Here is a 12,168-nt window from a genome sequence, read left to right on the forward strand (position 1 = left end):
ATCCCACGCTCCTCTCAATGTAAGAAGCCCGTTTAACATACCTCCCCAAGACGGAGCGATCAGCATGATAGAGAATCCTGTTCCCAATGCCTGAGCCCAAGCAGGTAATGCAGTATACTGAAGGTGGTGAGGACCAGCCCAAAGATATACGAAGATCAAAGACCAGAAGTGGATAATTGAAAGTTTATATGAAAATACCGGCCGTTCTGCCGCTTTAGGCATAAAGTAGTACATCAGACCCAATACAGGAGTTGTTAATACGAATGCTACTGCATTGTGACCATACCACCATTGTACAAGAGCGTCTTTTACACCGGCATACATTGAATAAGATTTCCAGCTTGTGAAAGATAGAGGAACTTCAAGGTTATTGAAGATATGCAGCATTGCCACGGCAATCCATGTTGCAATAAAGAACCAGATAGCTACATAAAGGTGTCTTACTCTTCTCTTGGCAATGGTACCAAACATATTGATTCCGAAGATTACCCAAGAAACAGTAATTAATATATCGATAGGCCACTCATGTTCCGCATATTCTTTTGAAGTATTGATTCCCATTAAGAAGGTAATAACTACACTTAGAATCATGATCTGCCATGTCCAGAAATGCAGCCAGGACAGTGTGTCACTGAACATTCTTGTTTTAAGCAGTCTCTGCATACAGTAATAAGCCCCGCAGAAGAATGAATTACATACAAATGCGAAGATCACCGCACTTGTGTGAAGCATTCTGATTCTTCCAAAGCCTAAAGCACCTTGAGTGTTTATTAAACCTTGGATATTTCCAGAAGCTAAACTCTTAATGGTGGTATCATCTGTACCGAATAAGAATTCGGGAAGTTCCGGGTAAAATAGCATTAATGCTGCTGTAAGCCCTAAGATAAAACCAATGATTCCGAATACAATAGTTGCATATAAAAATGCTCTGACAATAGTATTGTCATAATTAAACTTTTGAGTCTCCATAACTTCAAATATGTTTTTTTAGCGTCTATGATAAATAATTCTTAATTGAAATTTTTATTAATAAATTTTTATTATGCATAAAATATCATTAAAAACTTAATTCCATTGAGAATAAATATCATGTAGATGTATAATGTTTTGCCAAAGGTATTTATTAACTTTGTCGAAATCTAGTTGAATTACTTCTAAACCATACTAAAAACTACTAAAACAAATGCGATGAAAGAATGTGGACAAACTATCAGAAAAATACGTAGAAATAGGGATTTTACTCAAGAATATATGGCTTTTGAAATGGGAATTTCACAAAAGGCCTATTCAGATATTGAAAATTCCAAAAGTAGGATGAATTTGGAGAATTTGTCAAAGATAGCTCAGATCTTAGATATTGAGCCATCAGAGATTTGTAGTATATCAGGAAAATGCTCCAGTGATTGTGCGGAGAAATATTATAGCTTAATTGATTATATGAGAGAAAATAATATTCCTATTCCTGAGGAATATTTATAATTATTCTTTCAAACAATATTGTTGACAAATTCAAGTTATATATTTGCGGCAATACTTTCATTATATTGTGTGTAAGGTATTGTACGAATATTTGGTAAATAATAAAAACCATCCTTTTGGATGGTTTTTTTGTTTAAGATGATAAATCAGAATGAGGTGATCACAGATCTTCCCAATACTTTACCTTCTTTTAAACGTCTGAAAGCATCATCTACTTCATCTATGCTGATTGTTTCGGAAACGAGATCATCAAGGTTCATACGTCCCTCCAGATACATTTTGGCATACATCGGAATATCATGTTTCAGGTTGGTGGAACCCATCCATACACCTTCTATCTTTTTATTTTGAGCAATTAATCCCTCAAATCCCGGTACAGGAATTTCCGTTTTGGGTTTCTGAAGTCCAATCAAATAAGCACCACCGCCTTTTCTGGCCATGCCAATAGCCTGCTGGGCAGTAGGTATTAAACCGATGACTTCAAATGCAGCATTCACACCTCCATTAGTAATTTCTCTTACTTTGGCAATAGCATCTTCTTTACCGGAATTGATGGTATGGGTTGCTCCAAATTTTTTGGCAAATTCCAGTTTTTCATCTACAAGATCTATAGCAATAATAGTTGTAGCTCCAGCTACTTTGGCTCCGGAAATTGCATTTAAACCGACTCCTCCGGTTCCTATAATAGCCACGGAATCCCCCGGACGTATATGTGCAGTATTGATGATTGCACCTGCTCCAGTTACCGTGCTGCATCCTAAAATACAGGCTTTATCAAAAGGAATCTCATCCGGAACCTTTGCCAGCTGATGTTGATGAACCAAAGCTTCACCTGCAAATCCTCCCAATCCATATTGTTGGAATAAAAACTGATCAGAATTTTTAAATTTTACTCTTGGCTTCTGATCTTTAGTACGTAAAGTATATTCCGGATGTTCACATAAATAAGTGTGACCACTTAGGCATTCCTGGCAATGACCACAGAATTGGATCAAGCAGCCTACCACATGGTCACCTTTTTTGAATTCTGTAACCAGCTCACCGACATTTTCTACAATACCGGCTATTTCATGTCCTAATAATGTCGGGAAAGGAGAACCATATCCTTCGTCACGGATATGAAGATCTGAATGGCATAGACCCGATGCTTTTACCGTTATATGAACTTCATATCCTATAGGTTGGTCCAATTCTCCCTCTACAGTTTCAAATGCAGATCCCAGATTATTTACAACAGACATTTTCATAGTACTTATCTTTATTATTAATGTTTATAATTGTTCGATTTTGATGGTTTTTTCATTTAAGAATTCACGAATTCCACTCAAATAGTGATCACGTCCATATCCTGAACGTTTTGTTCCTCCAAACGGAATTTCAATTTCCATGGATAATGGGAAAGGCCTGTTGATGGCTACGGAACCTGTTTCAATTTGTTTAGCGACTTTCACTGCTCTTTCTTCATCACTGCAGAATACTGTTCCTCCTAAGCCGAAATCTGTATTGTTGGCAAGTTTAATAGCTTCTTCTTCATTTTGTGCTACATACAGCATCAGTACAGGTCCAAAAACCTCTTCCTTAGCAATAGGGTTATTTTCATCGATGTCTGTTAAAATTGTAGGTTCCATAAAAGCGCCTACTGTTCCGATACGTTTTCCTCCTGCTATTAATTTAGCCCCATGGTCTACAGCGGTCTGTATTTGTTTAAGAACATCTTCCATAGCATGTTCACTGCTTAAAGGTCCCATTGTAGTGTCTTCTTTTAGAGGATCTCCTACCTTGATAGTTTTGATTCCTTCTTTTATGCCTTCCAGTACTTGATCGGCAAAGTCTTTTAATACGATGATTCTTTTGGATGAAACACAGATCTGTCCGCAGTTTCCGAATCTGGCCATAATAATCAGCTTGATGATTTTATCCAGATTCTTATCATCTAAAACAATAAGAGGATCACTGCCACCCAATTCAAGAGTAGTCTTTTTTAAATTTTTTGCAGCAGCAGAAGCGAATGCGGATCCGGCTCTTTCACTTCCTGTTAACGTTGCAGCTTTTACACGTGGATCATCCACTAATGTATCTATGTTCTTACTGGAAAGGAATATATTTTTATAAACCCCTTCAGGAAGACCGGAATCTTTAAAGATTTGCTCCACAGCTAAAGCACATTGAGGTACATTGGAGGCATGTTTTAGCATATAGGTATTTCCTGCCATGATATTTCCTGCTGCGGTACGGATAATTTGGTAATATGGAAAATTCCAGGGTTGGACACTAAGTAGGAGACCAATAGGTTCGTAAGATATGAATGCTTTTCCGGAAAGGGATTGAATAGGAGAGTCTTTTAGAAATTCTTCTGCATTTTCAGCATAATAATCTAATATATGAGCGGAAAACATTACTTCACCTATTCCTTCCTTCAAAGGTTTTCCCATTTCTATAGCAGCATATTTAGCAAGTTCATTTTTTCTTTCCCTGAATAGTTCTGCTGCTTTTTTGATGACTTTTGCACGTTCTGCAAATGAGGTCTTTTTCCAGCTTTTGTAAGCTTCTACTGCTTTATCCAGTGCTTTGTCTAAATCTTGTTTTGAAATTTCGTCAAATGTTTTTTCTATTTTTCCGGTAGCCGGATTAAGTGATTTGTATACTGCTTTTTGTTCCATGTTATAGATTTAATTAAAATTAAAAAAATAAAACAATCGTTTGATTGATTATTTTATAAAATTAGAAATAGCAGATCAAATGACAAAATATCTTACCCTATTTTATAATTTTATTTATTTATTGAATAAGGATATTTTATACTATTTTTCTATAATAAGAATTATTTAACAGTTTTTTAAGAATATAATATGATTATTTTTATATATAACACAAAGTATAACTTTTTACTTTTGCTTTATCCAGTAAAATAGATGAGGAATAAGTAAAGGTGTAAAGATTAAGGTACTGGTTAACCCTCCTATAATAACAGTAGCGAGTGGTCTCTGAACATCAGACCCGATTCCTGTTGACGTCGCAGCAGGAATGAGTCCTAAAATAGCCAGGATCAATATAGATAAGATAGCTCTTAGTTGTTCTTTAGCTACTTTATTGATCTGTCCCTGTTGGATGCTTTGTCCCTTTATAGATCTGTTGAGAGCAGATACTAAAACCACTCCGGCCATTACGGAAATTCCGAATATAGAAACGAAACCGACTCCTGCGGAAACATTGAAATAGTAACCTCTTAAAAGTAAGGCAATAATACCTCCTGCTAGTGCAAACAGAATACAGGACATGGTAATAAGAGTATCTTTTACATTTTTGTAAAGAAGGAACAGTAAGGAAAACACAAGCAGTATAGTCAATGGTATGGTTAATGCCAGTTGCATTCCTGCACGTTCCAGATTTTCATATTGTCCACCGTAAACGATACTGTATCCTTTCGGTATATCAACTTTGTCTTTAATTCTTGATTTAAGTTCGCTTACAAAACCTCCCTGATCGCGCCCGGAAATATTGGCTCTTACCGTAATCATTCTTTTGTTGCTATAACGGTAAATGTTGGTTTGACCGGCTACAAATTCAATGCTGGCTAATTCTCCCATCGGAATCAAAGCACCGGAAGCTGACGTGACAAGAAGTTTTTTGATTTCATCAATATTGTTTCTGTATTGAGGTAAGTAACGGACTAAAATATCGTAACGTTTTGTTCCGTCATATAAAACAGAAATATATTTTCCTCCGATAGCGGCTTCTATCATATTCTGAATATCTGAAACATTAATTCCGTAACGGGCAGCTTCCTCACGGTTAATAGTAATAGCTAGCTGTTCCTGGGTTCCTTCCTGTTCTATATTAACCCCCTTACTGCCTTCCATAGATTGCATAATGGAAGCAATCTTGTCAGCTTTGGTTCGCATCATGCCGAGGTCCTCTCCTACGATAGATACGGCAAGATCCGCAGCGCTTCCTGTTACAATCTCCATCACCTGATCTATAATAGGCTGGCCGGAAGTGAATTGTACACTGGGAAGCTGCTTTTCCAGATCAGAAGTAATCTGATGTACCAGTTCTTTTTTAGAAATGGTATCCGTCCATAGTTTATAATCTTTTAATCCGATAAGTATTTCATTCCGGTTTGATGGGAACGGATCTGTTCCGTCATCATTTCTTCCGGTTTGGGTAATGACAAAATCAATTTGAGGGTATTTGGAAACAGTCTCTCGAATTTTTGGCGCTGATTTAGCATTTTCCTGTATGGTTATTCCGGCTGGAAAATTTCCTCTTAAGAAAATAGAACCCTCATCCAGCTCAGGTAAAAATTCCGTGCCCAGAAAGATCCCGCACCCGATGAGAAGAATGATCACAGTGAATCCTACTATCACTGTTTTTTTGTAAATATGGGATGACCAGGACAATAATTTCTGATACGCTGTATCAAAAAAATTAAGAACAAAATTTTGATGCTCTTTTATTTCTTTGTTTTCATTAATCGCTTTTTGGAAAACAAAAGATATCAGTACTGGAATTACAGTTAAAGCAAATATCATTGCTCCCACTACGGCGAAAGATAGAGTAAGAGCCATTGGGGTAAATAGTTTACCTTCTACTCTTGTCATAAGAAGAATAGGCATATAGGCCAGAATGATGATACTGACGGAAAAGAAGATTTCTTTTGAAACTTCATTGGCAGACTGGATAGTCAAAGGGATGATGCCTTTCTTTTTATCAGAAGGAAATGATTTGTGATAGCCCCTCATAAGGTGTTCTACCATCACAACGGCACCATCCACAATGATTCCAAAATCTATCGCGCCAAGAGAAAGTAAATTAGCCGGAATCCCTGTAATCCGCATAATAATAAAAGCAAATAGTAGAGAGAACGGAATGGTGATTGCCACGACTAAAGCACTTCTTATATTTCCCAGAAAGAATATCAGGATAATAATAACGATACTTACTCCTTCGAATAGAGTTTTTCCAACAGTATGAAGAGAGTTGTCTATAAGAAAACTACGGTCATATAGAGGACGGATTTTTACTCCGTCAGGTAGTTCATTTTCCTGGAGTTCAATTAGTTTCTCTTTCAGGTCTTTTAATGATTCGCTGGGGTTTTCATACCGGCGAAGCAGAATTATTCCTTCTACACCACTATTGACAGTTATTTTTTCTTTTGGGATGCTATATCCCAAAACACCATTAGGAGGAGGAGGGGCTATTTCCACGCTGGCAACATCTCTTATATAAACAGGAGTTCCATTTTCAGACTTAAGAACTATATTTTCGATATCTTTTTCTGTTTTCAGGGTACCAAGACCTCTGACAGCAAAACCTTGCCCTCCACGTTCGAGGATATTTCCTCCTGAGTTTTGGTTATTTTGGGAAACTGCTTCTTCAATGTCTGAGATACTGAGATTGTATTTTCTTAATTTATTTGGATCAGAGAGAATATGGAACTGCTTAAGCGGACCTCCAAATGTTGTTACATCCGCTACACCTTTGGTTTGGAGCAAATAAGGTTTAATTACCCAGTCCTGAAGGTCCCGTAATTGAGTAGGGGAAAAGGTAGAAGGAGCTTCTACCACGTAACGGAAAATTTCTCCGACAGCAGTGGATAATGGTGCTAACTCAGGAGTTACTCCTTCCGGTAATTCAGCAGTAGCTAGACGCTCCATGACCTGCTGACGTGCAAAATAATCATCGGTTCCGTCCTGAAAAGTAAGCTGAACAACGCTAAGTCCGAAAATGGTTCTGCTTCTTGAATCCAGTACATTAGGTGTATTTTGTAAAGCCCTTTCTATGGGAACGGTAACCTGCTGTTCCACCTCTTCCGTAGCTCTTCCTTCATAAGGAGCTACGATAATTACGTTAGTATCAGCAATATCAGGGTAAGCTTCAATCTTAAGCTGAGTAAAACACCAATATCCGATCAGCATTAATAGAAAACTGATACCGGTTACAAGCCAACGGTTATTGAGAGAAAATACAATTATCTTTTTAATCATGAATTCTTGGATTTAATAGCCGAAAGAGAGACCTTTCAGCTGCATGGAACCATTATTTACAACCTGTTCATTATTTTCTATACCATCGAAAATGACAATTCTGTCACCGATTTGCTGACCGGTTATTATTTCTCTTCTCTCAAAATTGGATGGTGATTTTTTAATAAAGACATAGCTTTTTCCCTGGACTGTTATGACTGAGTTTTTATCAATATTGATAAAATCACCTTCACTGACTTCAAATGAAACTGTAGCAAACATCCCGGCTCTGAGCTTGTTGGTATTATTATTTACGATGATTCGGACCTTTGTCATTCTGCTGATATTATCCATAACATCGGCAATCCCGCTTATTGTACCAGTAAATGTTTCATTGGGATAAGACGTAAATTTCACGGTACATTGGGCTCCGGTTTTTATCTTATTAATTTGATTCTCTGAAATATCAGCAATGATCCATGCATCTTTAGCAGGATTATTAATCAGTTTATCAGGATTAAAACCTGCAGATTTAAGTATGGAAGTATGTTCAATAATCAAACTTTTTTCTGCAATAAGATCTGCTTCTGCAGATGCTTTTTCAGATTGGGCAATTGATTTTTCACTTTCTGCTAAAAGTTTATCGGTACGGGCATCTGCTACGTCTTTTCCTGTGGCTGATCCATGTCGGGCTAAATCAAGGAAACGATCTATTTCAATTTGTTTTTGCCTGATGATCGCTTCTTTTTGTTTAATTACTGCTTCTTTTTGCTTTACTATAGCTTGTTTTTGGGCAATAGCAGAACGGTGATTAAGTAATTCGGAGTAATTGGAAGTAAGTTCAGGATTGCTGAAAACAACCATATTATTATTAATCGAGGTAGCAACTATCTGTGCAGGGGCGATCAGATCGGCACTGATAAGTTGTGTTCCCGCTGTTTCTGTGGTAAAGAAATTTGCGCTTTGCGGATCAGGGATTCTGATGTTAATTCCATCCTTGCTTACTATAGGTGAATGAATAACCTTCTGTTCCTTAGCTTCATCTTTGCATGAAGAAAAGGACAGGAATATAATGAGTAATAAGAATATATTATTTGAGTTCATATTATCGGGCTAAATTTTTTAGAAGACCTATGCTGTTGAGAAGCTGTATCTCACTTTGTCTGTATTGCTTGATAGTTTCAAAGTATTGTTGCTGGGTTTCCAGCCAGGACCGCTGGGCCTCAAGAAAATCTATTATTGTGGTTCCACCTCTTGTGTATGCATACTTTACATTATTTAAAACTTGTTGAGACTGTCTGATAATATAATTATATTCGTCAACATTCTGACGGTAAACCCGATATTGTGTCCAGGCATTTGAAACCTCAGTATGGAGGTTTTTCCGAATAGCTTCAAACTGATATTCTGCCTGTTTCTTTTGAATCTGTGCCTTTTCGATTTCTCCTTGGTTACGGCTGAAAAAAGGTAATTCTATTGCTGCTGCCAGTCCTATATAAGGAATGGCATTCTGAGGATTATAAATAATACCTATTTCCGGCTGAGGAATGGCTAAGGATTTCTGAAGTTTAATATTCACATCAGCCCAATGTTGCGTTTCTTTCAGAGCTTTTATATCAGGTCTGTTTTCGTATGCGATTTGTATTAGTGAGTCTAAAGAAGGGGGAAATTCTATGATGTAGTCTTCATTGTCATTAATTATTATTTCATCATTTTGTCCTATCAAGAACTTAAGCTCATTCAATAGCTGATTATACTCCTGCCGGGTATTTTTAAGCTGGATTTTATATTGCTTGGAAAGGAGTTCCGTCCGGTATAATTCAGTTTCTGTGATGACTTCCTTTTTAAATCGGTATGCATTGATATGAACAAGAGAATCAATATTATTGAGGGCTTTAGAGAGAAGGTCACTTTCTTTCTGGCTAACCCATACTTCAATCCACTTATTAGCTGTATTTTCATGAAGCTCTCGTCGTATTTCGTCCAGTTCTATTTCGGATATTCTGGTAGTGGAATGAGCAGCTTCTATTTTATTTTTTCTTTGTCCGGCCAGCTGGAATGTTTTTGTGAGCTGCCATGAAGCTTGAAGGTTTTGGTTGTTCAGCCATGACGTATTTTCTGTAAGATGAGATTTTTTGGATATATGCAGAGTCTCATTGCTTAAGACAAGATTAGGAATCAGCTTTGCTGATGTAATATCAGTTTTCGCTATGCTTACATTCAAAGAACTTGCTTTAATGAATGGATTATTATTTTCAGCTGCTTTTACCGCTTGGGATAATGTGTAAGCTACCTGTGCTTTGGCGGGACTAAAAAGAGTGAAAAAGAAAATGAGAATTACAATAGAGTGACGCATGGGACCAACCTTTATTCTGTGGTGCAAAGGTAGGAATCCGCTTATCCGTTAACAGTTAGAGACTGAATAGAAAAACATTAGAAAATAATTAGAATAATGTAAGTCTTTTAAGTAGGGAGTTCTACAATGAAAATAGTTCCTTTGTGAAGTTCAGAATAAGCTTTTATGCTACCATTATGAACCTCTATTATTTTTTTTGTTAAAGACAATCCTATCCCGTTTCCTTCGGTAAAATATTTGTTATCTCCACGGAAGAAGGGATTGAAAATATGTTTTAAATCTTCTTCGGAAATACCAATTCCCGAATCGGAAAATTTAAGTTCTATTTTTTTCTCCTTATAGGTAATGGATACATTCGATTGCAAATGACTGGAAAACTTACATCCATTTTCAAATAAATTGGCAAAAGCAACTTGTAATAGATAAGCATTCCCTTCTATCGAGATATCGGAATCATCCTCGGTTTCCGTATCGAAATGAATACTGATCTTATATTGCGGATTCATTTTTTGTACCTGATGTCTTGCATCCAGTAAAATTTCGTCTACCCTTACTGTTTTAAAGGTTATTTTGGAACGATCATAATTTGCTCTCGCCAAGTCAAGTAAGCTGTTTGAAAGTTTGATAAGCTGCTGAACATCTGTAGTAAGATTGTGAATAAGAATGGCATATTCATCGTTGGATAATTGTTTTTTTTCAGAGAGTTCAAGTTCTGTTAATAATCGTGTAAGAGGAGTTCTCAATTCGTGGGACGTGTTAGAAACAAAAAGCTTTTGAGCTTCAAATGAGTTTTCCAGCCGGGTAAGCATTTCATTAAAAGTATTCGTAAGCTCGGCTAGCTCATCTTTATTGTCTTTTACTTCTAATCTCAGATCTAAATGAGAAGCTGAAATATTTTTTGCCTTCTTAGTCATTTCTCTTACCGGACTCAATGCCTGCTTTGAGAAATAAATACTGGTAAAAAAAATAACAAGGGTGGCTAATACAAAAATGAATATACTGCTGTTTCTTAAATTATTCATTTTGGTATATCCGTATTCGTCATATGCAGTAGCGGTAATCAGAAAATTTTCATTTTGAAATGTATATCGTAATCCCACGACTTGCCAGCCGTGCTGATAAAAACGTATTTCTTTTTTATCATAAATGTTTTTAAGCATTTCAGGAGTTTCTTTTACCATATCAATATCTACGGCATCATGGTAGAGCAGGTGAGAATGAGTATCATATATAGCTACTTCTACTTCATTAAGGATTTTACGGTTGTTTTTATAAATCTCCTGTAGCGTTTTTTGGGTAATATCTGCATCAAAAAATAAATTAGCCTTAGTATATGCCTCTTTTTTAAGGAGAGAATAAAATTCTTTTTCCCTGTCCTTGGCTGCAGAATAATAAATGGCAGCGGCAAATAGCAATAGAATAATTGCTGTAGTAAGTGTAAATAAAAGGCTTAGCCGGGTTCTTATTTTCATTCTTCAGTTTTTAGAATGAATCCCATTCCGGATTTTGTGTGAATAAGTTTATGATCAAAATCTTTATCTATTTTTTTTCTTAAATAATTGATATATACATCGATAAAGTTGGTTCCTGTGTCAAAGTGAGTATCCCATACCTTTTCAGCAATTTCATTCCGGGAAAGAACACGTTCAGGATTATTGAGCATATATTCCATAAGTTTGAATTCTTTGGGTGTAAGTCTGATTTCTATATTGTTTCTTTTAACAGACTTTGTGCTCAGGTTCATTTCCAGATCGCTGTATGTTAATAAATTTCCCGTTGCTATATTCATACTGGCATTCCTCCTGAGCAGTGCCCGGATCCGAACCAGTAATTCTCTCATCTCAAAAGGCTTTACAAGATAATCATCCGCTCCGGAGTCAAAGCCTTCCACTTTATTATCCGTACTTCCTAAAGCTGTAAGAATGAGAATAGGGAGATTGGGATATTTTACCCTGATATCTTTGCACAAATCCAGTCCATCAATTTTTGGAAGAATTACATCTGTGATGAGCAGATCATAAGTATTCTGCTCAAGTAGTTTTTTACCCTGAAGTCCATCATAGGCGATTGTAGGGATAAAGCCATGCTCTTCAAGGCCTCTGGCAATCAATTGGGCTACCCGGATGTCATCTTCTATAATCAGTATATGCATATGGCAAATTTAAAAAATAATTTATCCATAAAAATAGAAGAGGAGACAAAAGTCTCCTCATCAAACCAAAAAAAATTACACTTAGTTATCGTATTTCTACTGATTAAAGCGTCATTAAGTTATACTAATTATTTTAAATTACATTCGTTTTTGGTATTCCCCCCAAATTAAATAGCTGACATAAATAAAGTTGAGAATGCAATCGTTGTTACTAG

9 protein-coding genes are annotated in these 12,168 nt (G+C 36.4%); 1 reads left to right on the forward strand and 8 read right to left on the reverse strand.

Features of this window, described 5'->3' with window-relative positions; genetic code table 11:
• The coding region (locus Q0A18_RS00110) for a cbb3-type cytochrome c oxidase subunit I (protein ID WP_292008130.1) at window positions 1-969 on the reverse strand (969 nt) is incomplete at its 3' end.
• A 219-nt stretch (window positions 970-1,188) separates the two neighbouring features.
• On the opposite strand from Q0A18_RS00110, the gene Q0A18_RS00115 reads away from it, so the two are divergent.
• Complete coding sequence (locus tag Q0A18_RS00115; protein ID WP_292008131.1) at window positions 1,189-1,479, forward strand: helix-turn-helix transcriptional regulator; 291 nt, start codon at window positions 1,189-1,191, stop codon at window positions 1,477-1,479.
• Between the two features lie 146 nt (window positions 1,480-1,625).
• Here Q0A18_RS00115 and Q0A18_RS00120 read toward each other — a convergent pair whose 3' ends face one another.
• From Q0A18_RS00120 to Q0A18_RS00150, 7 genes are all read right to left on the reverse strand, one after another.
• A complete protein-coding gene (locus tag Q0A18_RS00120; protein ID WP_292008132.1) occupies window positions 1,626-2,726 on the reverse strand; it encodes a Zn-dependent alcohol dehydrogenase in 1,101 nt (366 codons plus the stop codon).
• A 24-nt stretch (window positions 2,727-2,750) separates the two neighbouring features.
• The gene (locus tag Q0A18_RS00125; RefSeq protein ID WP_292008133.1) at window positions 2,751-4,139 is read right to left on the reverse strand and encodes an NAD-dependent succinate-semialdehyde dehydrogenase; all 1,389 of its coding nucleotides are present in this window, start codon (window positions 4,137-4,139) and stop codon (window positions 2,751-2,753) included.
• Between the two features lie 225 nt (window positions 4,140-4,364).
• Window positions 4,365-7,466, reverse strand: a complete 3,102-nt coding sequence (locus Q0A18_RS00130; protein WP_292008134.1) for a CusA/CzcA family heavy metal efflux RND transporter — start codon at window positions 7,464-7,466, stop codon at window positions 4,365-4,367.
• Window positions 7,467-7,478: 12 nt separating this feature from the next.
• On the reverse strand, window positions 7,479-8,549 hold the full coding sequence (locus Q0A18_RS00135) for an efflux RND transporter periplasmic adaptor subunit (RefSeq protein WP_292008135.1): 1,071 nt from the start codon (window positions 8,547-8,549) through the stop codon (window positions 7,479-7,481).
• A 1-nt stretch (window position 8,550) separates the two neighbouring features.
• Window positions 8,551-9,801: a TolC family protein gene (locus Q0A18_RS00140; protein ID WP_292008136.1), complete on the reverse strand. Its 1,251-nt coding sequence runs from the start codon at window positions 9,799-9,801 to the stop codon at window positions 8,551-8,553.
• Between the two features lie 107 nt (window positions 9,802-9,908).
• Window positions 9,909-11,273, reverse strand: coding sequence for a sensor histidine kinase (locus tag Q0A18_RS00145; protein ID WP_292008137.1), 1,365 nt, complete (start codon window positions 11,271-11,273; stop codon window positions 9,909-9,911).
• Window positions 11,270-11,953: a response regulator transcription factor gene (locus tag Q0A18_RS00150; RefSeq protein WP_292008138.1), complete on the reverse strand. Its 684-nt coding sequence runs from the start codon at window positions 11,951-11,953 to the stop codon at window positions 11,270-11,272. The genes Q0A18_RS00145 and Q0A18_RS00150 overlap by 4 nt, the downstream gene beginning before the upstream one ends.
• Window positions 11,954-12,168 lie beyond the last annotated feature (215 nt).

It is taken from the genome of Chryseobacterium sp. (genome assembly GCF_022712095.1).
In the GTDB taxonomy this organism is placed as follows: Bacteria; Bacteroidota; Bacteroidia; order Flavobacteriales; family Weeksellaceae; genus Chryseobacterium.

Excerpts from the sequence above, each read along its gene's own strand:
- Q0A18_RS00115 (WP_292008131.1), top strand. The coding sequence starts at position 1,189 with ATGAAAGAATGTGGACAAACTATCAGAAAAATACGTAGAAATAGGGAT.
- Q0A18_RS00120 (WP_292008132.1), bottom strand. The coding sequence starts at position 2,726 with ATGAAAATGTCTGTTGTAAATAATCTGGGATCTGCATTTGAAACTGTA.
- Q0A18_RS00125 (WP_292008133.1), bottom strand. The coding sequence starts at position 4,139 with ATGGAACAAAAAGCAGTATACAAATCACTTAATCCGGCTACCGGAAAA.
- Q0A18_RS00130 (WP_292008134.1), bottom strand. The coding sequence starts at position 7,466 with ATGATTAAAAAGATAATTGTATTTTCTCTCAATAACCGTTGGCTTGTA.
- Q0A18_RS00135 (WP_292008135.1), bottom strand. The coding sequence starts at position 8,549 with ATGAACTCAAATAATATATTCTTATTACTCATTATATTCCTGTCCTTT.
- Q0A18_RS00140 (WP_292008136.1), bottom strand. The coding sequence starts at position 9,801 with ATGCGTCACTCTATTGTAATTCTCATTTTCTTTTTCACTCTTTTTAGT.
- Q0A18_RS00145 (WP_292008137.1), bottom strand. The coding sequence starts at position 11,273 with ATGAAAATAAGAACCCGGCTAAGCCTTTTATTTACACTTACTACAGCA.
- Q0A18_RS00150 (WP_292008138.1), bottom strand. The coding sequence starts at position 11,953 with ATGCATATACTGATTATAGAAGATGACATCCGGGTAGCCCAATTGATT.